Source organism: Pseudoalteromonas sp. S1650 (assembly GCF_005887195.1).
GTDB classification, from domain to species: domain Bacteria; phylum Pseudomonadota; class Gammaproteobacteria; order Enterobacterales; family Alteromonadaceae; genus Pseudoalteromonas; species Pseudoalteromonas simplex.
In genome coordinates, this window is record NZ_PNDF01000023.1 from 304,363 (window position 1) to 327,626 (window position 23,264).

Genomic DNA, 23,264 nt, shown 5'->3' on the forward strand with positions numbered 1-23,264 from the left:
GCGTTTAACAGGTTTAACTGACTAAAGCGGGATGCAGTATAAAAAGTTTTTGCAACCTTGTCACTAGCAAAACCCTTTATTTTAACAATCACTAAATCAACTGCTCAAATAGTAAACTCTTTGTTTTTACAACGACCTTAAAGCATTGCCGATTCGTTTCTATTCTCCGACATTGTTCTAGATCAAATAGCTAACTTGCTAAACTCGTTAAAATAGCCGCTCAATCAATTGCGGAGTGCTGACTGTGATAAATTTACCAAGCTGGGATCAATCTCTGATCAACAAGTACAATATTTCTGGGCCTCGATATACATCTTACCCAACGGCATTGTCTTTAGCTGATGGTTATAAGCAACAAGATATGATTAACGCGATTGCAGCGTCGAAAAGCCGTTCTTTATCGCTGTATATCCATATCCCTTTTTGCAGTCAGCTTTGTTATTACTGTGGTTGTAATAAGGTGATCACTCGTCATCAATCTAAAGCCGATTTATACCTAGATAACTTAGCGCTTGAAATTGCTGAGCAAGCAACACTTTTTGCCGATTATAACGTTGAGCAACTGCATTTAGGGGGTGGTACACCAACGTTCTTATCGGCAGAGCAAATGAGTCGCTTAATGGCGCTGGTTGAGCAGCATTTTAATTTTTCTGATGATGCCGAACGCGGTATTGAGATTGACCCTCGTTCTTTAGCTGATGGCATGCTAGTTCACCTACGTAAACTTGGCTTCAATCGTGTCTCGTTTGGTATTCAGGATTTCAATGATGATGTGCAGCTGGCAGTTAATCGCCCACAAAGCGTGCAATCTGTAAAAGGTTTAATAAGTGAGGCTCGTGAACTTGGCTTTAAGTCTATTAATGCAGATATGATTTACGGTTTGCCACTGCAAACACCAGAGAGTTTTAAAGAGACGATTGCGCAGCTGATAGAGTTAAACCCTGATCGCGTGTCGGTATTTAACTATGCCCACTTACCAGATAGATTCGCTGCTCAGCGTAAAATTAAAGACGCTGACTTACCATCTGCTGGCGACAAGCTCACTATGTTCAAAAATACCCTTGAGCAGATGTTAGCGGCGGGTTATCAGTTTATTGGTATGGACCACTTTGCCCGTAAAGACAATGAACTAGCAATTGCACAAAACGCAGGTCAATTACACCGTAATTTCCAAGGTTACACAACGCATGGCCAATGTGACTTATTAGGTTTGGGTGTGTCATCTATTTCGCAAATAGGCAATGCCATTTTACAAAACGAAAAAGAGTTAAAGCACTATTACAAAGCCGTGCAAGAAGGCTATGGCAGTGCAATCTGTAAAGGTGTTGCTTTAACTGATGACGATACGTTACGTGCCGCAGTGATCAAACAATTGATCTGCCAGTTTGAGCTGGATATTCCAGCAATCGAAAAACAGTTTAATATTAACTTTGCCAGCTACTTCTGCGAGGCACTACAGGCACTCGACCCATTACTAGCTGATGGTTTGGTGTCTGTTAGCCAAGATAAGATCACAGTAACAGCTCGCGGTAATTTATTTATTCGTATTATTTGTATGTGCTTTGATGCGCACCTACAACAACAAATCAAGCAAACTCGCTTCTCACGAGTTATCTAGCCCAACAAAAAGCAGAGCCTAGGCTCTGCTTTTTATTTTGTTTAATTCAACGATACGTCAACTTAATTGAATACTACGTTTTCGCTGCCTGGAGCGGCTTTAAACTCTTCAATTATACGTGCGCAATCTGCTTTAATTTCATCGCTATGCTGCTCTTCAGCACGCCAGCGAGCGGTGTCCATTTTAAAAATCTCTTTTTTAGAGTATTTCTTACGGGCATCGTGCGTTGGCATATCTTTTACGACTTCGTACATTTTAAATATGCCTGGGTAGCGCTCACTTAGCTCAAACTCTTCAGCAAAGCTGTATTGAGAGATCAGCACCCAAATACGTAAGCAGCCTTCTGAGAACTCACATTGCTCTTCATTCATTGCACGGGCAATTAAATGAATGCTATCGGCTAGCTTTGCATTACGCTTTGCTTTTGATGCCGCAAGCTTTTGCTCATGCTCAGCTTGCTTCTTGGCGATAAGCTTATTTTGCTCTTTTAGTTTATACAGAAGTTGCCCTGCATAAAACGCAAGCCCTGCGATAATTGCCGCACCAATTACAATGGCAATAATCAAGGTTGTGCTCATCGCTCATCCTCATCTTCGTCATCAAACCATTCGTTGGCTAAATCATCAGATAAGTACTTATCGAAGTCAGATTCACCTTCATCGTATGAATCATCTTCAAAGTCATCTTCGTACTCGTCTTCATCTTCAATGCCTAATAACTCGCAAAGTGCTTGGTGGCGAGCAATACGGCTATTGAAGTACTTAGCGTCTTTACCTGTTAATAACTCACCGCGCTCATGACGCTCAACCAGCTTAAGTAGACGCTCGTCATTCTCCAGCGCTTCTAACTCTTGCTCTGGTGTTAGTTCAGGCTCAGTCACTTTCTTAAGCTCAACCATAGGTTTTAAGTTGCGTTTCATTTCAACTTTCGGCTCAGCCTTAGGCGCAACTAAAGAAACCGGCTTTTTACTACCAACACGCTTATCTTTCGGTTGATTGTTTGCAGCAGTGTTTTCTGCATTTTGTGCATCAGGTGCATTTCGAGACCCAGGTTTAGCACCTTTGGTCTTTTTAACTCGCTGCTCTTTTAACGCGCGCATCTCTCTAAGCTTTTCTTTGCTCAGACGTACAGGACCATTCGATGGAATTTTACGCGACTTTTTCTTTCTACTCATATCTTGATCATCTCACTTAAGAGGTTGTGCACAACGCCTTTGTGGCATTGTAATGCTGGCATAACCAGAAGAATTCGATGTGCGGATGTGGTTGGTCAACTTGACGAACTGCGCACTTTTCATACTTTTAGTACAAACGGTGGCTATTGTAACAGGACAAATAAAAAGGCGGTAGAGAAAACATCTCTACCGCCTACTAATCTGAGCGCCAATTATCTGGACACTTCTCCCTTCGACTTTTTAGTCTTTATTATTTTTATTATTATTGTTTATCCATTTTGTTATTGTTTTAACCTTCCGTGTAGCATTCCATTTTGTTTTTATTATTAAACTTCCATGAGCTTTTATTATTCTCGGTCAATCCTGACACTTTTTTGTTATTTCCTTTAGGACACCTAACTAGTGTCAACCCCTAAAGATTTGCCGCAGTTACTTTCCTTATTACATTGTCCATGTTGTTTTTGCTGTCTCAGCGACAGTGGTTAATTTACTTATTAATAAAATTGTTACAACTAATTTATATAATTTTTCTTACAGATGACTTATTGCAACATTGTCATTTTAATTAATAACAAAGACTTAGCAAAAATAGTGAAATAAAAATAAGACTTGGCTTACAGCTAGATATGGTCAATGTCTCACAAGGGAGTGGGAAATTTCGACATACGTTAGGTACAAAAAAAGCAGCTTGCGCTGCTTTTTCAAACTCTTTACATACTACTGCGGAGCATTTCTTTCCGCAATCAGACTTTAGTGTAAGCCACCTAAGTATTTTGAAAGTACTTCGATGTCTTTGTCTGTTAGCTTTTTAGCGATGTCTTGCATCATACCGTTTAAGTCGTTATTACGCGTACCATCACGGAATTTTTCAAGTTGTGACTTGATGTATTCTGGATGTTGGAACGAAATTTTCGGGAATTTAGCTAGTGATGTACCGTTACCACGAGGACCGTGACACGCAGCACATGCTGGAATACCACGCTCTGCATCACCGGCTTTATAAAGCTGCTGACCTACTTCTACTACATCTTTAGGTGTTGCACCTTCAGACATATTTAAAGAAGAGAAGTAAGCTGCTAGGTCTTTCATGTCTTGATCGCTAAGCGGCATAGCCATACCACTCATTACTGGATCCATACGACCTTCTTTGCCGCCAGATGTCATACCTAATTTAAACTCTTGTAATTGTTTATAGATATAATCTGCGTGTTGGCCTGCAATTTTAGGGTAGATATTAACCGGTGCATTACCGTCTGGGCCGTGACAAGCCGCACACGTTGCCGATTTCTCTTTACCTGCGTTTACATCGCCATCAAATGCTGTTGCGTTGCTTGCTGACAACGTACCAAGCAATATAGTTAAAGATAGTGCTATTTTTTTCATGGTGAATTCTCTGTTTCCGACCCTGTATCATCTACAATATGGATGTTGTGATTTCTATATTCTACACGATAATAAATTCTCTGGCACGTTTTCTGCCCACATTAAGCTCATAATTTATAGGGATTTGACTTAGATTAAGTTTACACCTAGTAATTTTCCTAATTTAAAGCCAATTTAGCACGCTTAAATACGCTTTTGAATGCTGCTTTAATAGTATAAAATACGTGCCTTAAGTGGAAATTAGCCACTGTTTGTTATTTTTTATAAAAGACTAGGAGAGCCTGTGCTCAAATCTCGTATCAAATACAATACTGCGTCCTTTGTTACCAGCGCACCTGATATCTCACGCTTACCTGCTGATACGGGGATTGAAGTCGCGTTTGCTGGTCGCTCTAATGCGGGTAAATCAAGTGCTTTAAACACGTTAACTGATCAAAAGTTAGCGCGTACTTCTAAAACACCTGGTCGTACTCAGCTGATCAATACCTTTGAACTTGATGCCGATAAGCGCCTTATCGACTTACCGGGCTATGGTTTTGCGAAAGTGCCTATCGAAATGAAAAAGAAATGGCAAAAGTCGCTAGGTGAATATTTACAAAAACGTCAAAGCTTAAAAGGTATCGTTGTTTTGATGGATATTCGCCACCCGTTAAAAGATTTAGACCGTGACTTAATCGACTGGGCGGTGGGCAGCGAAATTCCAGTGCTGGCACTATTAACTAAAGCTGACAAGCTAAAACAAGGCGCGCGTAAAGCTCAAGTTTTACAAGTTCGTCGTGAGTTAAGTAGTTTAGATGGTGATATTACAGTACATGCCTTCTCTTCACTAAAAGGCACCGGCTTACCTGAAGTTGCTAAAAAGCTCGATGAGTGGTTTTTAGGCCCTATTGAAGCGCAAGCACCTGAGTCTGACGAACAACCAGAAGACTAAGTGCTTAGGCCAAGTAATAACGCTTGGCTAATGATTCTATATAATAGCCCTGCTCATCTGAGCAGGCTATTTCAGCCCACTGATAATAAACATTTCTCGATACCCTCGCAGCCAAGCCATGTGCTAGTTGAAGATAAGGCACACTGACACCTTCAAATTCTCTCAGTAATAGTGGTTGCTTTGCTGATACCAACCAAGCGCGCTGTAAATTATCGACACAACATAGAGCAAGGCCTTGTTCTGTCTCTTCAAAACGCCAATCAACAATAATAAAAGGCACATCAATGACAGTGATGGCCATTTTCTCGACGGGTGTTTTTAAAAAATAACTATCTGCCTCTTTGCAAAGCACAGAGGCAAAGAGTTTAACCATTGCCTCGCGTTTTATTTCACTGCCTCCATAAAACCACCGCCCTTGCGCATCAATCGTTATTGGCACTTGCCCACAGTTTTGTGGCTGCCATTGATCAAAAGGTTTATCGGGCGTCTGAAGAGCGGCTTCTAAGTCAGCAAGTGATTGCATTATTTTTCTTTATCTAGCGTCAAAGAAAATGTTACAGGAACCGCCGTTGCAATTGATGGTAAGCCCGCAAGCTTTTGTAGTTCACTAATGCCTTCTGTTACTTTGAAATCACTCGCATTAATAATAACTGGCGTAAAAGATGACACGCTAATATCGCCCTTTGCTGACATATTAGCCAGAACATCAATCGTTAGCTCTTTCTTGTTGCCATGAAAATCTAACTCAGCTTTTAACCCTTTCAGCACATGTTGACCTGGTTTTAGCGTTAACAGCGCTTTGCTTAAGTCAGCAGTTAACACTGCATTAGGGAATTTAGCTGTTTCAAATAACAACTTAGTCATGCGCTCATTGCGGATAGGGATCAGAGTTTCAACCGATGTTAGGTCGATCATCAACTTAAATTGACCTTGTTCGTTAAGTGTACCCGACACGTTTTTGAAATGATGTGCTTCTGCAATAGAGTTCTTTTTAATAGATACAAAGCTTACGTTACTTTGCTCATTATTAACTTGCCAATTTGCGCTGGCTAAAGGGGCAACTAAAATACTCGATAATGAAAAGGCAGCTATTGCCAAAGATTTAAACATAACGCATTCCTTCGAAAGTAAATAAGAATCACTTTGATGGTATCACTTGCGTGTATTTGTGCAATGAATTGTATGATAAGAAAAGAAAAAGCGACTCACTCAACAAGGAGTGAGTCGTTATAGCAAACTGGGGAGAAGCTATCAATACGTTGCATCCTTTCAGATGCATCATCAACAGGATGTCCTACAGGATGAGGACGGCGCGGACTTTATCAAATACCAGATTAAAAATAAATTGCTTAACCGCAGAAAAAACACAAATTGATAAACATATAACGAAACACTAAAACCATCTTTTCCTGCTTACTTTAATTTAACATTACAGAGCACCCAAATTTAAGGTAAGGTGAATTAAAAGCGCACTAAAATCAGGCTTTTTTAAGGCTTGTTGGTGATAAATATTGAAGTAGAAGAGTAAAAGGTATGAAAAAAATCCCGTTAATTTTATTTGTTACCTTACTTTTTTTGTTGAGCCCTTGTTGCAATGCCAAAAAAACAACTACCCAATATCCAGTTGTTTTAGTTCATGGGCTAATGGGATTCGATAACCTGCTCGGAATCGATTACTTCTACAATATCGCTACAATTCTGGAAAAAGATGGTACTTTAGTCTTCACACCTGCCGTTTCTGCTATCAACAGTTCAGAAGTCCGAGGCGAGCAATTACTCACTCAAATAGAATCAATCTTAGCTCTGACTAGTGCTAAAAAAGTAAACTTGATTGGTCACAGTCAAGGTGCGCAAACTGCACGCTATGTTGCATCTATCAGGCCTGATCTAATTGCCTCAGTTACCAGTGTAGGCGGTGCAAATTATGGCAGTGGCATTATTGATCTTATTAATAAGGAGCTAACATCCGGCTCTCAAGCAGAATATACAACTCGATTAGTATTCGATGCATTCGGTGGTGTTATTTCGTTATTATCAGGCAATAGTCAATTACCGCAAAATACACTCGGTGCAATAAATAGTTTAAGCACACAAGGAGCAGCAACATTTAATCAAAAGTACCCCGAAGGCTTGCCCAAAAACGAGTGCGAACAAGGTAATATGCTTGCAAGCAATGGCGTATACTACTTTTCTTGGAGCGGCACAGAAACACTCACTAATATCTTAGATTTAAGTGACTTATCCATGTTATTTGGCTCATTATTTATCTTAGGTCACAGTGACGGTCTCATTTCACGCTGTAGTAGCCATTTAGGGCATGTGATCAAAGATGATTACAAAATGAATCATCTCGATGAGATTAACCAATTTATTGGTTTGCATAGTTTTCGTGAAGTTGATCCAGTTGAACTTTACCGTAGCCACGTGACAAGGTTACAGAAACTAGGGTTATAAAAGCGGTGTTGTATCGTGAAGCCTACCAGAGAGAGAGCACAGCTTTACGCTTACTGATGTTCCAAACGCCATTGTTTAAGCCATGACATCATACCAACACTGCTCAATGGGTAATTAAAATAATAGCCCTGTGCAGCATAGGTTTTAAGCGACTTTACAAACTTAAGTTGCTCTAGAGTTTCAACTCCTTCACAAATCACTTTTGCATTATTTTGATTGTGCATATCGACCATGCCCGAAACGAGGCTTCGAATTTGACTTTGATGAGCAAAATCAGCGGTAAGTGAAGCCGCCACTTTAATATACTCAACATTAAGATTCGGAAGCTTAGCTAGCCAAATAGGTGTGTCACCAAAACCATCGATACATAATTTGATACCAATACTATTGAGCCTTGCAACCATCGCTTTACCTTGATCATCTAAACTCATAAATAAATCGAGCGGGCACTCGATAATTAAATCACCCGGCTCTAGTCGATGCTCAGCCATGATACGGTCAACAAACTCAATAAATTCTTCGTGCAGCATCTCAGGGCCAAACACATTTATACTAAGAGGTAATTCAATACTTTCCATTCGTAGTGCCATAGCAAGTTCTGCTGCACGCTCAATAACAAAAGCAGCCACAGGATAGCTTAGGCCTGCAACACGTATATCATCTATAAATTTATTCGCAGAAAGAATCCCTTGCTTAGGATGCTGCCAACGTAACAGCAATTCTAAAAATTCGATTTGCTCATCGTTATTACGAATAACTGGCTGAAAATACAACTCTAGTTCACTTGCAAAATCAAGGTGTGCTAACTCACGTAGTCGTGCTTGCTGCTCCAATTGCTCAATCATCATTTGCGGATGATAAGGCACAATCGCTTTGTCTGGATTTGAATCAAGCGCTAGATTGGCAAACGAAATGAAGTTTTCAAAACTGTATTCAGGCTCATCACAAACTACATAACTAGCACGAACTTTAACTTCAATGGTGCAATTGGCAACATTAAATGGCTTTAAAGTAACATGGCGAATTTGACTAATTAGTTGCTCATGAAGGTGCTTTTGTTCCTCTAATGAACAAATAAACGCAAAGTTTAAGCCCCCTAAATGCGCCAACTTTTCGGCTTTGCCTGAATTACCCACTATATTAAGAACATTATCAACATTGAGCTGCTGTTTAATTCGGGTTGCTGATTGCGCTAATAACAAATCACCAAAGTCTCGACCTATGTGTTGGTTTACATCGTTAAAACCTTCAAGGCGAAGCATCACTAACGCGCAGTTAGCATCATGCTCCTCGGTCCAAGCAATAAAGCTATTTTTTAGGGCGTTGCGATCGGGTAAGCCTGTAAGAGGTGTCGCATCTAACTCGTCAGTGTGAAGTGGCTCAACGACCACCTGCTCTTCTTCAGGTTCTTCATAATTAAAAAAGCCTGATATACACAAAATAACGACAGAAAAAACAAGCCAGTAAAGAGCAGTATGTAACAATAAATGAGCTGAATAAAGTACTGTTAATACAATCGCAGCAACAACTGAAATAATGATTGCTAGCCAATTAGTTGTGCGAAATGCCTGCCACAAATGAAAACAAACACTTGCACTTAACAATAGCACTAACCAAGGCATGCCAAGACTAAGAATTGCTAATCCAAGCACGCCATTGACGACTAAGCTCAGCCTTAAAATAGAATTTTGAGTAACACATAAGGCACAAATCATTGCCATAAGAACGCAACCAGCTAAAAACACTGGCACAACATCGCTACTTAAATTTGCAAGGCTCACACTACTTGCTAAGCTGGCAATCAAAGACATGTAAAAATACTACGTAAAAAAGACTTATCTAATTAAGTCTACCCAAAATCCACAGATTTAACAGTTTATTTACGCCAAATTGGTAACTTAATTGTGCTGGGTGGGTTATTTGCCAATGGGCAATATCAGCACGTGCGCCTACCTTTAACACACCACGATCATCAAGTCCTAAAGCACCTGCAGCGTTTCGTGTTACCCCAGCTAATGCTTGCTCTGGTGTCATTCGAAAAACAGTGCATGCCATGTTCATCATCAAATGCAATGAACATAAAGGCGAAGTACCCGGGTTGAAGTCAGTTGAAATAGCAATTGGAACTTGGTACTGCTGCAGTAGTTCAATTGGCGGATACTTTGTTTCACGTAAGAAGTAAAATGCACCTGGTAACAATACCGCTGCAGTGCCCGCTTTGGCCATTGCTTGAATGCCAGCTTCATCTAAGTGTTCAATATGATCTGCCGATAAGCCATTAAATTCAGCAACAAGCTCTGCACCATGTTGATTAGATAACTGCTCAGCGTGCAACTTAACCGGTAAGTTGTGCTTTTTAGCCGCTTCAAACACACGGCGTGTTTGCTCGTTGCTAAAGCCTACGTTTTCACAAAAAGCATCAACGGCATCAGCTAAATCAGCTTCAACAACACGGTCAAGCATTTCACCGCAAACCAGATCAATGTACTCATCGCTACGGCCTTTATATTCAGGTGGTAATGCATGCGCACCTAAAAAAGTGGTTTTAACATCAACAGGGTGATTTTCACCGAGTAAACGTGCCACTTCGAGAAGTTTAATTTCGTTTTCGCAATCAAGACCGTAGCCAGATTTAATCTCTACCGTCGTCACACCTTCTGCATATAATGCATTTAAGCGCTCTTTTGCACTGACAAATAAAGCTTCGTGATCGGCTTCTCGCGTTGCACGTACGGTACTTGCAATACCGCCACCGTTTGCAGCTATTTGCTCATAGCTTACACCTTGTAAACGCTGTTCAAATTCTTCTGCACGGCTACCCGCGAACACTAAGTGAGTGTGGCAATCAATTAACCCGGGGGTTAACCACTGCCCTTTTGCTGACAATGTTGGCGTAGCTAGCGCATCAAACTCTGGTAAATCGGCTTGCTCACCTAACCAAGCAATTTTGCCATCTTTAACAGCAATAGCTGCATTTTCAATAGCACCATAAGGTGCTTCGATGGCTGGGTCCATTGTGGCGATGTTGGCATCTGTGATCACTAAATCCCAGAAAGCTTGATCATTATTGGTTGTGTGCATTTTTCACCTACATTGATACTTGCGATAGGCCCATTACGAGACTAAATTTAAATTTGCTTAAAGTTTATCAACTCACCTTGTATATACAAGATAATTATGTCACCTTCAAACATACTGTTTACTCACCACATATACACGCATAATGAGTGTTCCTAAATTTGCGCAAATAAAAGAGTTCATTCTGGAAAATATTCGTTCTGGAGCTTGGCAAGAAGATCACCGAGTGCCCTCTGAAAATGAGCTTACCAACCAGTTTAAAGTTAGTCGTATGACTGCAAGACGAGCACTCAGTGAATTAACCGATGCAGGTATATTAACCCGTAGCCAAGGCCTAGGTACTTTTGTGGCTAGCTTTAAGTCACAATCATCTTTATTAGAAATTAAAAATATTGCCGATGAGGTAAAAGCGCGAAGTAACCACTATAGTTGTACCATTTTAGTAATGGAGTCTATAAGCGCTATAGCACCAATTGCGATTGCTTTGGGTGTCGAGGTCGACAGCCATGTTTACAGAAGTGTGATTGTACACAATGAAAACGAGCAACCTCTGCAAGTTGAAGAACGCTTTGTGAACCCCGCTCTTGCTAAAGATTACTTACAGCAGGATTTCCATAGCCTAACGCCTCATGAATACTTATCGCAAAACGCCCCGCTCACCGAGGCACGCCATACAGTCGAAGCGATTATGCCCAACCAAGAAATGTGCGAATGGCTGAACCTTTATAACGAAGAGCCATGCTTACAAGTGATCCGCCGAACTTGGTCATCACAAGGTATTGTGAGCTTTGCCCGTTTAGTATCACCAGGCAGTAAATACCGATTAGGCGGCCACCTTACTTTTAAAAGATAACTAAATGGACATTTGATAACGAAAATTCAGTGACTCAATCGCTGAGCCATCAATAAGGCGCTCGCCTTTATCATGACTAGTAAAAGTCGGTGGCTGGTTGCCCTGCTCAGCACATTTTTGTTGGTAGTAATCTGCTTTTGTAGGATGTGCCGGATTAACCACATTATAAATACTGCTCGCGTTTGACCAATTTTCAAGTACTGAAAAAATCGCCGCTATCACATCTTGCTGCTGAACCATGTTTACTACTTGCTGACTTGAGCTAGTCAGTTCTTTACCGGCAACAAACCTACCCGGATCGCGCCCAGGCCCTACAAGACCAGCCAAACGCAATACTTTACCACCAGCACTTAGCACTAACTGTTCAGCATCGTATAGCTTTTGTTGACGTGCTGATTGGCAAATAATTTCTGTAGTTTCGTCATATTGACCATTGTTAGATGGATAAACTCCTGTCGAAGAACATAAAATAAAGCCTTTACAATTTAGTTGCTTAGCAAGTTCAAGCCCTGCTTGCAAAGTCGCTAAATAGTTACTTTCTGAGCTACGACTACGCGGTGGAATAGCGCAGACCCACCAAGCATTTTCAAGCGACAGCTCATGCTTGAGCACATCACCTTCAAGTATAAACTGGCGCTGAAAGTCATATTCGTGCTCGCCACCGCGATGTGTTCCCTGTACTTGCCATGCTAATTTATTTGCCTCAACACAAAGTGCATTTCCAAGCCAGCCGGCACCTAAAACAACCAGTTTATTATTTTCAGTACTCATTTACTCAACTGCCCCTTAGTATTTATTATTAACCTTTGCTTAACAGTGTAGCGATTTAGGTGCAAATATGATTAGATAGATAACTCTAACCTATAATAAAAACGCGTGCACTATGTTAAACAACCTCTCTTTACGTAAAAAAATACTTCTGCTCATTGGCGGGACGATAAGTGTGCTACTAATCATCGCGTCTAGCTTTTTTGTAAACCATATTGCTGATCTTTCACGTCATGCAATTCAACGCGAAGCCGACAGCTATTTGCAAAGTGAGCGACTGTCAATGCAGGCCTATTTTGCCAAATACGGCAAAGTTGTCGAAACCTTTGTAACAAACCCGCATTTAGTTAACTGGTTCGATAACTGGACTCAGCGCGATCAAAGCTTAGATAGTCAGCCTGGTTACAGCAGCGTTAATCAAGATTTTGTTCGTATTAGTGGTAACGATGATAACATTTTATCAGCCTTCTTTGCTTCTGCGACCACAGGTGAGTACTTCAAAGAAAACGAGCGTACAGCCACTTATAATGGCCAACCATATTACGCTTACAAACGTGGTTGGTGGCAAGATGCATTAAAAATTAATAAGTTGTATGTTGGCCCTATTTCTGTTGATTTAACCACAGGTATCGCCTCTGCAGTTGTACAACAGCCAGTTTATAAACAAAACAAGCTTGTTGGTTTTGGTGGTGTTGATTTACAGCTTAATAATATCAACGACATGGTTGAAGCTATTCGATTTGATGGCCAAGGCTTTGGCTTTTTACTCGACAGCAACCAGAAAGTAGTGCACTTTTCAAAACGAACTGGACATAAACTATCTATCACAGACGAAGGCCCTAATGGCAAAGAAGGCTTAGATGCCCTCGAAAAGCAATTTAACGACACCTCGGGCTTTAGCGAATTAAACCGCGCGATGAAAAGCCAAAAAGAGGGTAGCAGCTTTGTCACATTCAAAGGCGAGCAATATTACGTTGTATACAATCGCCTTGAATTAGAAAGCCCTTACCTTGATTGGTATGTGGGTATTTTAATTCCGACCAGTATGATTGATGAGCCAGTAAATGATGCGGTGATGACAACCACAACATCCGTGATCATCATTCTTGCGATTATTATTGCGATGATCTTCTGGGCCACGCAAATGATCACCAAGCCGCTGACTAAACTCACTTACATCATGCGTGATATCGCATCAGGTGATGGCGATCTAACACAAAAAATCGAGATAAAAAGTCAGGATGAAGTAGGACAGCTTGCTCATCACATGAATACTTTCATCGATAAATTACGTGCAATGATGCTGAATACTGCAGCTCAAGCTGAGCAATTAAGCCAAGCCGCAGCCCAATTGAAAACCGTATCGCAAAAAACCAATGATGAAATTCAGCAAGAAAAGCAACAAGTTGATAGCGTAAGTGCGGCAGTAACCGAAATGGCCTCAACTGTTCTCGAAATTTCACGTAACGCGCAACATACCAATAATGCAGCTGAAGAAGTGCAAACCATTACCGCAGATGGCACTAAGCGCTCAACTCAAGCTCAGTCAGTCATGACCGCTCTTGCAAGTCACATTGGTGAAGCGTCTAAAGTCGTTGCGGGTCTTGAACAAGAAAGTGGCAATATCGGCGCGGTGGTTGATGTTATCAACTCAATCGCTGAGCAAACTAACTTACTGGCACTTAACGCAGCGATAGAAGCAGCCCGTGCAGGTGAGCAAGGCCGAGGTTTCGCAGTTGTTGCTGATGAGGTTCGTTCACTAGCAAGCAGAACGCAAGAGTCAACAGATGATATTCGCAATATGATCAGCCGTTTACAGCAAATTGCCCAACAAGCATCAACCATGATGCAGCAAGGTCAAGAGCGTGCTGAAGGCTCAGTTGAGCAAACACAAATTGTATTGCAAGCATTGCAAGATATCGCGCAATCTGTGACAAATGTACAAGATCAAAGTCATCAAATTGCGACTTCGACAGAGCAGCAAACTGTGGTTGCAGAAGATATTAACAATAGCTTGGCAGCGATTAATCACTTAGTGAATAGCACTGCAGATCATGCCCATGAATTGGCGGATGAAGCACGTGATTTGAATGAGTTAGCAGAGTCTCTCAATAAGACAGTAAATCAATTTAAGTTATAAAGATAAATTGCTGAAGTAGTTAAAAACCCGATGTCACCTGAAGATGACATCGGGTTTTTATCGTCAGCCTTCCCTGTTAATCGTGGCGCAACCGCTTTCGCGTGTTCCATAAATTCGTGCCACTGTTGCTTGTTCCATAAAGCAACTCCATTATTGGTCAATCCTTGTTTTGATTGCGTTTGTACTTGTTCCATATAGTCTCCTCCTTACGCTAGCTTCATCCGTTTGGGCTCCAAGCCTAAGCTTAATCCTTGCTGTCATCTCCATTCACCTTATCCATAAAGCGTTGCCATTGTGCGCTACTCCATAACGCCTTGTTACTTCCTTGTTGTCCTTTGTGCTTAGTTACATTATCCATACTGTAAACTCCTTGCGCTTTATCGTCCGTTACTCCTACAGCCCTTCCTTGCTGTGCTCCATTACCCATCCTTGTAGATTAATGCGGTGATTATCGCTTAGCGATGATATACACAGCATGAATCAAACCTGGAATATACCCTAATAGAGTTAAAAGAATATTAATCCAGAACTGCGCACCTAAACCTACCTGTAAAAATACGCCGAGAGGTGGAATTAAAACCGATAAAATAATACGTATTAAATCCATGACTCACTCCTTGAAAAAGATAAGCCCAGCCAAAGCTGGGCTATATAGGGCTTGCTATTATTCAGCAACAATCGTTAATTCATCGATTACTTTGCGAACATCTTCAGCGTTTTCAGCAATGCTTACCGCTAATTGCTTTTCTGCATCAGACTCAACAGTACCTTTTAGTGTTACTACACCGTTGTCGGTATCAACATCGATATCTGTACCACCTACTTCTGAGTTAAATAAATAACGTGTGGTGATTACAGTACTGATTTTTGCATCGGTTAAGTCGCTTTCTGCAGAATCAGCTTTGTCTGATTTCATGTGCTTAGCTTTCATGTTTTTAACAACCGTTAGTTTGTTATCAACAGAGCTAACACCGTCTAGGCTAAGAACTAACTCTTCAGCAAGCTCTTTATCTAATTCGCTATCAACTTTACCTGTAAGTACAACCTTGCCATTCGTTACATCAGTGTTGATGTCAAAGTTGTTAAGGTTTGTGTTCATAAGAAGCACAGTTTCCGCCTTACCATCAATCCAAGCATCTTTACTTTCATTTTCCCAGCTGCTTGCCTGAGCTGACATGCTAGTTGCACCAATTACTAAAGCCGCAATCATAGATTTGTTAAAAGTGTTCATAATCTTTCTCCTTTTGATTAAAGACAGTTTAAGTAATGCGACTATGATGCCAACTATTTACCCCTTAAATTTCAGCAAGTTAAATACCTATTCAGCGGTGATTTATATTCATTTCGGTAAAGATTTACAAGCTGCTCGGTAAGATGTTCACAATGTTGCAAAAATAACCATTTAGTTGCTGATTTTATTAATCTGTGGTTAATTTAACGAAATTGCTTATTCGTCTAAAAAGACAACCTCATGATTTATATAGAAATAAAATCTGGCCTAAGCTTTGCTTTGTAATTAATAACTAAAGAATCACCTTTAAAATCACAACAGGGAACTACCATGGCCGTTAAACTTGAAGACCGCCCAATCGATCAAGTAAGAGAAGAAGTCATTGATCAACTCATTTATAACTACAGTCATGCTGTTATTTCAGCCGAAGCATTTGAACGCCGCCTAGATCAGGCAATGGAAGCTACCAGCAACGAAGTACTGGTTGAGCTTGTTGCTGATTTAGATCTGAAAGCGGATATTGACTACAAGTCGCAAAAGCATGCGCAATTTAAACCTCACTACAGCCACAGCAGCGACAACGAAAGCCTGCAGCTACGCAGTATTCTGGGCTCAAATGAGCGCAGCGGCCAATGGGTAGTACCAAAAGAAATTCACCTAACAAACTGCTTAGGTTCAATTGAACTCGACTTTAGCGAAGCAATTTTCCAACATCAGCACGTCACCATTTACGTGAACTGTATTTTAGGTAACGATGAAATCTACGTGCCAGAACATGTAAATGTGGTATCTAAATTATTTAGCGTGATTGGTAGTGTAGAGAATAAATCAGTTGCCTTAAACAAAGGCCAAGGCCCAACCATCACTATTGAAGGTAATGTATGGCTAGGCTCAGTCGAGATTTCAGTTAAACGCACCATGAAAGAAAAGTTCATCAGCTTCGCCAACAGCCTAAAAGCCAGTTGGAAAGAGATGAATAAGGTGCAGTAAAGTTGTGAGGTGCGGTTATGCAATGTAAGTCGTCATTTATGGCGACAAGATATTACATACGTTTCATCAATGACGCGCTAAAGCACGACCTACAAGAATGCGCGCGAAATAAATTTCACGCCTACATCAAACGTGGGAACGGCTTTAGCCGTGAATAAAGTAAAGCTGTTCGGCGTTAAAGCGACCCTACACCGTAGGCGTCACGCTTGCTTGGCGCGTCTTGCATACAACGCCATTCCATCAACCTATGCCTGACCCACAAACAACACTGTTCAACTTAAAACTTACAGCTTATGACTTAAAGCTTCACTGGTCATTATTCCTCTCACTCGGGATATCACTGAAATACTCTACAAACTCAACTTCAAACCCTGCGGGGTCGATGAAGTATACATTTTTACGGTAAGGGTTTTCTGGGCCGTGTTTATCAACTTCATAACCAGCCGAAACCAGGCGTTCAACTATGGCATTAATATCGTTTGTCACATAGGCAAAATGAGCAAGGCCTACTTGGTGGCCGGCTAAATCACGGTTTTCAGCTTCACCGTTATCGCTTAATGCAAGATATTGGTAATCATCACCAAAGTGCAGCCACTTGCGCGGTTTGCCCGACCATTTGCTATCGCCTTTACTACGCACACGCCAGTGCGGGAATGCAGCTTTATAAAAGTGCAGCATGGCATCAACATTACTAACAACAAGGTTTACGTGTTCTAAATACATGGTAGTTTTCCTTTTTATTTTTAAACTGCCACCAAGATAAAACCTCAAGTTAAGTTTAGGTAAAGCGTTTTTTCAAATAAAAAAGCCCCACAAACGTGAGGCTTCAAAAATTGAGTAGTTATTGATGAATCAGCTACCAGCAACCTGCATTTGTTCTATCAATACAGAGCCTGTTTGAATACCACCACGACGCTCGATATCGCCACCTAAGCCCACAACGGCTTTAAACATATCTTTTAAGTTACCAGCAATTGTGATTTCACTGACTGGGTATTGGATTTCACCATTCTCAACCCAGAAGCCCGCTGCACCACGTGAGTAATCGCCCGTTACCGTATTCACACCTTGGCCCATAAGTTCAGTTACTAATAAGCCTGTGCCCATGGTTTTTAATAGCGCTTTTAAATCGGCATGGGTTTGTTCAACTAGCCAGTTATGAATACCACCAGCATGACCCGTTGGTGCCATAGACAGTTTGCGTGCCGCATAGCTTGCTAATAGGTATGTTTGCAGTTCACCACCTTGAATAATTTCACGATCTACGGTTTTTAAACCTTCAGCATCAAACGGCGAAGACGCTAGACCTTTTAATAAATGCGGGCGCTCAGAGATATTTACACAATCGCTGAATACTTTTGTACCTAAGCTATCAAGCAAGAAGCTTGATTTACGATAAAGCGCACCTCCACCAATCGCCGACACTAAATGGCCGAATAATGAGTTCGCAATATCAGCTCTAAAGATTACAGGCACTTTCATAGTACCGAGCTTTTGGCTGTTAAGCTTAGCCAAGGTTTCTGTTGCTGCTTCAAGGCCCACTTTTGCAGCGTCGTTTAAATCATCTTTATGACGCGCGATAGTGTAAGCCGAGTCGCGCTGCATTTGCTCGCCTTCTTTACCAATCACCATCGTACTAATGCTATGACGCGTACGTGGGTAACCTGCAATCATGCCATGGCTGTTACCATAAACACGTAAACCTTGGTGAGAAGAAAAACTCGCACCGTCTGAATTTACAATGCGCTCATCGGCATTTAGCGCAGCTTGTTCTGCTTGATGACAAAACTCAACACCTTGCTCTGGGCTAACTTCCCACGGGTGGTATAAATCTAAATCTTGCGGCGCAAATTCAAGTAACTCTTTATCAGCGATACCATTAAATGGGTCGTCAGAGGTGAACTTTGCAATATCAATGGCTTTTTCGACCACTGTACGTAATGTTTTTGGGTTTAAGTCAGCCGTTGAAGCAGACCCTTTGTTATTACCCACATAAACACTGATACCTAAGCCACCGTCTTGGTTAAACTCTATTGTTTCAACTTCGCCCATGCGCGTACTGACAGACAAACCTGACGTGCTCGACATCGCCGCTTCGGCTGCTGTTGCACCCAATTTTTTTGCATGCTCTAGCACTTCGCTTACTGCGTCTTTCACTTCAGAAATGTGTTGATAAATAGGATCTTTCATCTTGTGTGTCCTAGGTTCTGATATTTTTTATAGTGTAACGAATGCTAACACACTGCGAGACCTGCATCAGCTAATATTAATCATTAACTAAATGGCGTATAATAGCGAATAGTTAAGTTTACTGAATGAGCATCCTTATGGCGAAGAAGAAAAAGCCACTTATCGAAGAAGAAATTATTTACGTATCAAAAAGCGAATTAAAACGTGAAGCCATGCAATATCATGGTCTGGGTGCTGAAATTGCAAAAATGCCGAAAAAGCAGCGCGATCGTTTACCGCTTAATCATGATTTAAAAGAAGCCCTTGTTGTTTCTGATAAAGTAAGTGATAAGAGCGATGCTTACCGTCGTAACTTAAACTACATCGCAAAAGTATTACGTACCACAGAAAACGTTGATGAAATCCAAGCAATGATCGACATCATGCTTAATAAAAACAATCAAGCCGATGTTTTGATGAACAAAATCGAAACCCTGCGTGATGATTTAATTAAACAAGGTGACGACCTGATCAATTCAACAATTGATCAATACCCGTCTCTTGAGCGCCAAAAAATGCGCCAATTAGTGCGCAGCGCCGCAAAAGAAGTAAAAGCAGAAAGACCAGCAAAGAATTACAAAGAGTTATTCCAGTATCTAAAAGATGCGATTATGCTTTGATTTCCTTCGCGCGAAATAAATTTCACGCCTACAACACCGTAGGCGTCACGCTTGCTTGGCGCGTGTTGAACACCACTTAATACACAACCATCGCGCGACATAAATTTCACGTCTCTACAACCAAATACAATTCCAAAACGGGTAATCGCCAACGTGCTTGACTAATTTTGCGCGTAGAGGGTTTGCGACTATATATCGAGCTTGATGTATTAGGTCATTTTCATCTCTGATTTGATGATCATAAAAATTATTTTGCCAAACCACTACTTTGCGCCCCTTTCTCTTACGAATAGACATGGTCACCATGCTTTTGTACAGCTTAATTACTGCTGATAAGTTTTGCTGAGGGCGAAGTTGAAATATCCAATGTAAATGGTCAGGCATGAGGACAAAGCAGATTGTCTCCACTTTATCTTCTAAATGGTAAATTGCTTTGGCAGCATCAACTGCATATAGATAGTTGGCAAATATAGGCACTCGATTCTCACAACAAAGAGTTACTGAATAATAGCAGTTTGAATGTGAGGTACGCCCTTTAAGCCTCTTCCTTGACGAAAACATAAACCTATCAATCCTGAAGGTAAAACCTGATCTTAGAACTTAAAAACACACCTAGCCAATTTACACCAAAAATGTTTGAACCTCACAATACAAAAACATCGCGCGAAATAAATTTCACGCCTACATCAAACATAGGCTTCACGCTTGCTTGGCGCTTCTTAAACACCACACAACACGCAACTAACGCGCGAAATAAATTTCATGCCTACATCAACCGTAGGCGTCACGCTTGCTTGGCGCGTCTTGAACATCACACAATACTCAACCATCTCGCGAAATAAATTTCACGCCTACCACAAGCGTAGGCGTCACGCTTGCTTGGCGCGCCTGAAACATCAAACAATAAACAACCATCACGCGAAATAAATTTCACGCCTACATCAAACCGTAGGCGTCACGCTTGCTTGGCGCTTCTTAAACACCACACAATACTCAACCATCGCGCGAAATAAATTTCACGCCTACAACACCGTAGGCGTCACGCTTGCTTGGCGCGTTTTAAACGTCACACAATACTCAACTATCGCGCGAAATAAATTTCACGCCTACATCAAACCGTAGGCGTCACGCTTGCTTGGCGCGTCTTATATGCAACGCCATTCCATCAACCTATGCCTGACCAACAAACAACACAATTCGGCTCAAAACTGACGGCTGAAAGCTGATGGCTCACTAAATTTCACGTCTACATCAAATGTCGGCTTAAAGCTGACAGCTCCAAACAAAAAAGGCTCTGAGCGTTCACTCAGAGCCTTTTTTAAAATCGATAATCAATTACCAGATTTTTACGCGATCTTCTGGTTTGATATACATTTTGTCACCTTCTTTCACATCAAATGCCTGATAGAATTCTGGCATGTTTGAAAGAATACCGATTACGCGGTAATGGCTTGGTGAATGAGGGTCTGTCATTAGGCGGTTACGTAACTCTTCGTCACGATATTTACGACGCCAAATTTGCGACCAACCCATGAAGAAACGCTGATCACCTGTGTAACCATCAATAATAGGCGCTTTTTCATCACCAAGTGATAACTGGTATGCTGTATAAGCAACTGTTAAGCCACCTAAGTCACCAATGTTTTCGCCTAATGTAAGCTGACCATTTACGCTAGCATCTTCAAATGGTTTGTACTCGTTATACTGAGCAACTAGCTGACCCGTGCGCTCTTCAAACTGTTTAAGGTCTGATTCGCTCCACCAGTTACGTAAGTTACCATCACCATCGTACTTCGCACCTTGGTCATCAAAGCCGTGACCTAATTCGTGGCCGATTACCGCACCGATTGCACCGTAGTTCACAGCATCATCAGCTTCTAGGTTGAAGAATGGCGGTTGTAAGATAGCCGCAGGGAATACAATCTCGTTGTTCACAGGGTTGTAGTAAGCGTTTACTGTTTGTGGTGTCATGTGCCACTCAGAACGGTCAACTGGCTTACCTAGTTTTGCAGTCATGTCTGCATATTCCCACTCGCTGTGGCGAATGTAGTTACCTACTAAGTCGTCACCTTTCACTTCAAGTGCTGAGTAATCTTTCCACTTATCTGGGTAACCGATTTTTGGTGTGAACTTATCAAGCTTTTCTTTAGCCGCGATTTTTGTTTCTGGGCTCATCCACTCAAGGTTTTCAATCGCGACTGCATAACCTTTGATTACGTTATCAACTAACTCTTCCATGCGCGCTTTCGCTTCAGGCGGGAAGTTTTCTTTAACGTATACTTTACCTAGCATTTCGCCTAATACACCGTTTGATGCATCAACCGCTTTTTTCCAAAGTGGAGACTGCTCTGTTACACCGCGAAGTGTTGTACTGTAGAAATCAAAGTTAAGGTCTACTAGCTCTTTATCTAATAGGCGAGCATAGTTGCTAACAAAGTGGAACTTAAGGTAGTTCTGCCACGTTGCTAAGTCTGTATCGTTGTAGATACCTGCGAATTTTTCTAGGTAGCTAGGTTGGCGAATGATTACATCGTCAGTTTTGATACCTGATGCATCAAGGTAAGCTGCAAAATCAAACTCACCTGTAAGTTTGTTTGCATCTGCAACGCTCATCTTATTGTAAGATTTAGTCGCATCACGGCTTTCTACACGGCTCCACTGCGCATCGGCAATGCTTGTTTCAAGATCAATAATTGCTTTAGCCGCAGATTCTGCATCAGCAACACCGGCCTTGCTTAAGATTGCTGTTACGTATGCTTGGTAAGCTTCACGAATTTTTGTGAATTTTTCTTCATCTTTTAAGTAGTAGTCGCGATCTGGTAAACCTAAACCAGACTGATAAACATACATCGCGTTTTCGCTAGAGTTTTTCGCGTCGTTGTTTACGTACCAACCAAACGGTAAACTACCACCTTTAATGCGAAGTTCAGCCATTAAAGCAACAAGATCAGACTTGTTCTTAACTGCATCAACGCTTTCTAACACTGGTGTTAATGGCTTGATGCCTGCCGCTTCACGGCCCGCTTCGTCCATGTAGCTGTTGTAGAATGCAGCTAATTTAGCTTCATCAGAACCTGGCTTAACGTCTTTATTTGCCGCTGCTTTTTCTAATACTTCTTTCATCGCTTTTTGCGAATCATCGTAAAGCTGAGTGAATGAACCGTAGTTTGATTTATCACCTGGAATTTCTGTTTTCTCTAACCATTCGCCGTTTACGTGATAGTAAAAGTCATCTTGTGCGCGAACAGACTTGTCCATGTTCGCCAGTTCAATGCCAGAGTTTAAAGGTGCTTTTGCTTCAGTGACGGTCGCAGTTGCTGGTGCTTTAGTTTCTTGTTCTTTTTCACCACAACCAACAAGACCGAGCGCAAGTGCAATACTTGCCGCGGTAAGTGTTACTTTTTTCATGAGGTTCCCGTACCAATTTAATTTATAAAGTATTTATCGAAAAACGAGTAAACATAATTAATCATTAGTTTTTCGCTGTTTCCATAATAAACCTCTCGAGCAAAACAACAAAACCGAATATGTAACAATTCTTATCAAAACAAGATAAGCCGCATTTTTGAGCGATGAGAGTGGGAGGTTAAGTGGTTAGTGGTTAGTGGTTAGAACAAAGTAAAATACATTCCTCAACAACAAGATTGTTTGTGTAATTACATAAAAAATAAAACCACCCTCTCGATCAACTGATATCTGACTTCTGAAATCTAACTTCTCGATTTTTTACGGCTGACGGCTGACGGCTGACGGCTGACGGCTGACGGCTGACGGCTGACGGCTGACGGCTGCAGG

At 41.3% G+C, this 23,264-nt stretch carries 23 protein-coding genes; 7 read left to right on the top strand and 16 right to left on the bottom strand.

Translation table 11 applies throughout. The features are described 5' to 3' along the window. Window positions 1-244 precede the first annotated feature (244 nt). Complete coding sequence (hemN, locus tag CWB80_RS09140) at window positions 245-1,618, top strand: oxygen-independent coproporphyrinogen III oxidase (protein ID WP_138599289.1); 1,374 nt, start codon at window positions 245-247, stop codon at window positions 1,616-1,618. A 62-nt stretch (window positions 1,619-1,680) separates the two neighbouring features. Here the strand turns inward: hemN and CWB80_RS09145 are convergent, their stop codons facing one another. The 3 genes from CWB80_RS09145 to CWB80_RS09155 all read right to left on the bottom strand — a co-directional run bounded on the left by CWB80_RS09145 (window position 1,681) and on the right by CWB80_RS09155 (window position 4,175). Then, a complete protein-coding gene (locus tag CWB80_RS09145; RefSeq protein WP_054561152.1) occupies window positions 1,681-2,196 on the bottom strand; it encodes a DUF2489 domain-containing protein in 516 nt (171 codons plus the stop codon). Further along, window positions 2,193-2,792: a Der GTPase-activating protein YihI gene (gene yihI, locus CWB80_RS09150; RefSeq protein WP_054552854.1), complete on the bottom strand. Its 600-nt coding sequence runs from the start codon at window positions 2,790-2,792 to the stop codon at window positions 2,193-2,195. The genes CWB80_RS09145 and yihI overlap by 4 nt, the downstream gene beginning before the upstream one ends. Before the next feature lie 750 nt (window positions 2,793-3,542). Further along, window positions 3,543-4,175 carry a c-type cytochrome gene (locus tag CWB80_RS09155; RefSeq protein ID WP_054552855.1) on the bottom strand — a complete coding sequence of 211 codons (633 nt, stop codon included), beginning with the start codon at window positions 4,173-4,175 and terminating at the stop codon, window positions 3,543-3,545. A 283-nt stretch (window positions 4,176-4,458) separates the two neighbouring features. On the opposite strand from CWB80_RS09155, the gene yihA reads away from it, so the two are divergent. Beyond that, entirely contained in the window at window positions 4,459-5,106 is a 648-nt protein-coding gene (yihA, locus tag CWB80_RS09160; RefSeq protein WP_138599290.1) for a ribosome biogenesis GTP-binding protein YihA/YsxC, read from the top strand. 4 nt (window positions 5,107-5,110) lie between these two features. Here yihA and CWB80_RS09165 read toward each other — a convergent pair whose 3' ends face one another. Both CWB80_RS09165 and CWB80_RS09170 read right to left on the bottom strand, forming a co-directional pair. After that, window positions 5,111-5,629 carry a DUF1285 domain-containing protein gene (locus tag CWB80_RS09165; protein ID WP_054552857.1) on the bottom strand — a complete coding sequence of 173 codons (519 nt, stop codon included), beginning with the start codon at window positions 5,627-5,629 and terminating at the stop codon, window positions 5,111-5,113. Continuing rightward, window positions 5,629-6,216, bottom strand: a complete 588-nt coding sequence (locus CWB80_RS09170) for a YceI family protein (RefSeq protein ID WP_054552858.1) — start codon at window positions 6,214-6,216, stop codon at window positions 5,629-5,631. Before CWB80_RS09170 ends, CWB80_RS09165 begins: the two co-directional genes overlap by 1 nt. A gap of 423 nt (window positions 6,217-6,639) precedes the next feature. Between CWB80_RS09170 and CWB80_RS09175 the strand changes: the two genes are divergently transcribed. Continuing rightward, a complete protein-coding gene (locus CWB80_RS09175; protein WP_138599291.1) occupies window positions 6,640-7,560 on the top strand; it encodes an esterase/lipase family protein in 921 nt (306 codons plus the stop codon). 50 nt (window positions 7,561-7,610) lie between these two features. Here CWB80_RS09175 and CWB80_RS09180 read toward each other — a convergent pair whose 3' ends face one another. Then, entirely contained in the window at window positions 7,611-9,281 is a 1,671-nt protein-coding gene (locus tag CWB80_RS09180; protein WP_138599301.1) for a GGDEF domain-containing phosphodiesterase, read from the bottom strand. Between the two features lie 118 nt (window positions 9,282-9,399). Beyond that, window positions 9,400-10,641 (bottom strand): imidazolonepropionase, encoded by a 1,242-nt coding sequence (gene hutI, locus CWB80_RS09185; RefSeq protein WP_138599292.1) that lies wholly within the window; start codon window positions 10,639-10,641, stop codon window positions 9,400-9,402. A 142-nt stretch (window positions 10,642-10,783) separates the two neighbouring features. On the opposite strand from hutI, the gene hutC reads away from it, so the two are divergent. Continuing rightward, window positions 10,784-11,491 carry a histidine utilization transcriptional repressor HutC gene (gene hutC / locus CWB80_RS09190; protein ID WP_138599293.1) on the top strand — a complete coding sequence of 236 codons (708 nt, stop codon included), beginning with the start codon at window positions 10,784-10,786 and terminating at the stop codon, window positions 11,489-11,491. On the opposite strand, the gene CWB80_RS09195 is transcribed toward hutC, so the two are convergent. Continuing rightward, the gene (locus CWB80_RS09195) at window positions 11,492-12,262 is read right to left on the bottom strand and encodes a Rossmann-fold NAD(P)-binding domain-containing protein (protein WP_138599294.1); all 771 of its coding nucleotides are present in this window, start codon (window positions 12,260-12,262) and stop codon (window positions 11,492-11,494) included. A gap of 112 nt (window positions 12,263-12,374) precedes the next feature. Between CWB80_RS09195 and CWB80_RS09200 the strand changes: the two genes are divergently transcribed. Continuing rightward, window positions 12,375-14,399, top strand: coding sequence for a methyl-accepting chemotaxis protein (locus CWB80_RS09200; RefSeq protein WP_138599295.1), 2,025 nt, complete (start codon window positions 12,375-12,377; stop codon window positions 14,397-14,399). Here CWB80_RS09200 and CWB80_RS09205 read toward each other — a convergent pair. The 4 genes from CWB80_RS09205 to CWB80_RS09220 are packed head-to-tail and all read right to left on the bottom strand — an operon-like array spanning window position 14,384 to window position 15,630. Beyond that, on the bottom strand, window positions 14,384-14,593 hold the full coding sequence (locus tag CWB80_RS09205) for a hypothetical protein (RefSeq protein ID WP_054552865.1): 210 nt from the start codon (window positions 14,591-14,593) through the stop codon (window positions 14,384-14,386). The two genes, CWB80_RS09200 and CWB80_RS09205, sit on opposite strands and share 16 nt — an antisense overlap. 50 nt (window positions 14,594-14,643) lie before the next feature. Next, window positions 14,644-14,826 (bottom strand): hypothetical protein, encoded by a 183-nt coding sequence (locus CWB80_RS09210; RefSeq protein ID WP_138599296.1) that lies wholly within the window; start codon window positions 14,824-14,826, stop codon window positions 14,644-14,646. Between the two features lie 21 nt (window positions 14,827-14,847). Continuing rightward, entirely contained in the window at window positions 14,848-15,006 is a 159-nt protein-coding gene (locus CWB80_RS09215; RefSeq protein WP_064971745.1) for a YqaE/Pmp3 family membrane protein, read from the bottom strand. 57 nt (window positions 15,007-15,063) lie between these two features. Next, window positions 15,064-15,630, bottom strand: a complete 567-nt coding sequence (locus tag CWB80_RS09220) for a BON domain-containing protein (protein ID WP_054552867.1) — start codon at window positions 15,628-15,630, stop codon at window positions 15,064-15,066. A gap of 330 nt (window positions 15,631-15,960) precedes the next feature. Between CWB80_RS09220 and CWB80_RS09225 the strand changes: the two genes are divergently transcribed. Beyond that, window positions 15,961-16,620 carry a LiaF domain-containing protein gene (locus tag CWB80_RS09225; RefSeq protein ID WP_138599297.1) on the top strand — a complete coding sequence of 220 codons (660 nt, stop codon included), beginning with the start codon at window positions 15,961-15,963 and terminating at the stop codon, window positions 16,618-16,620. Window positions 16,621-16,926: 306 nt separating this feature from the next. Here the strand turns inward: CWB80_RS09225 and CWB80_RS09230 are convergent, their stop codons facing one another. Together CWB80_RS09230 and pmbA are read right to left on the bottom strand one after the other, a co-directional pair. After that, window positions 16,927-17,343, bottom strand: coding sequence for a VOC family protein (locus CWB80_RS09230; protein ID WP_138599298.1), 417 nt, complete (start codon window positions 17,341-17,343; stop codon window positions 16,927-16,929). Between the two features lie 129 nt (window positions 17,344-17,472). Continuing rightward, the gene (gene pmbA / locus CWB80_RS09235; protein WP_055021365.1) at window positions 17,473-18,810 is read right to left on the bottom strand and encodes a metalloprotease PmbA; all 1,338 of its coding nucleotides are present in this window, start codon (window positions 18,808-18,810) and stop codon (window positions 17,473-17,475) included. A gap of 137 nt (window positions 18,811-18,947) precedes the next feature. On the opposite strand from pmbA, the gene yjgA reads away from it, so the two are divergent. Continuing rightward, window positions 18,948-19,469, top strand: coding sequence for a ribosome biogenesis factor YjgA (gene yjgA / locus CWB80_RS09240; protein WP_138599299.1), 522 nt, complete (start codon window positions 18,948-18,950; stop codon window positions 19,467-19,469). 114 nt (window positions 19,470-19,583) lie between these two features. Here the strand turns inward: yjgA and CWB80_RS09245 are convergent, their stop codons facing one another. Beyond that, window positions 19,584-20,030, bottom strand: coding sequence for an REP-associated tyrosine transposase (locus CWB80_RS09245; RefSeq protein ID WP_138599300.1), 447 nt, complete (start codon window positions 20,028-20,030; stop codon window positions 19,584-19,586). A 774-nt stretch (window positions 20,031-20,804) separates the two neighbouring features. Further along, window positions 20,805-22,877: a M13 family metallopeptidase gene (locus CWB80_RS09250; RefSeq protein ID WP_138602792.1), complete on the bottom strand. Its 2,073-nt coding sequence runs from the start codon at window positions 22,875-22,877 to the stop codon at window positions 20,805-20,807. Window positions 22,878-23,264: the final 387 nt, after the last annotated feature.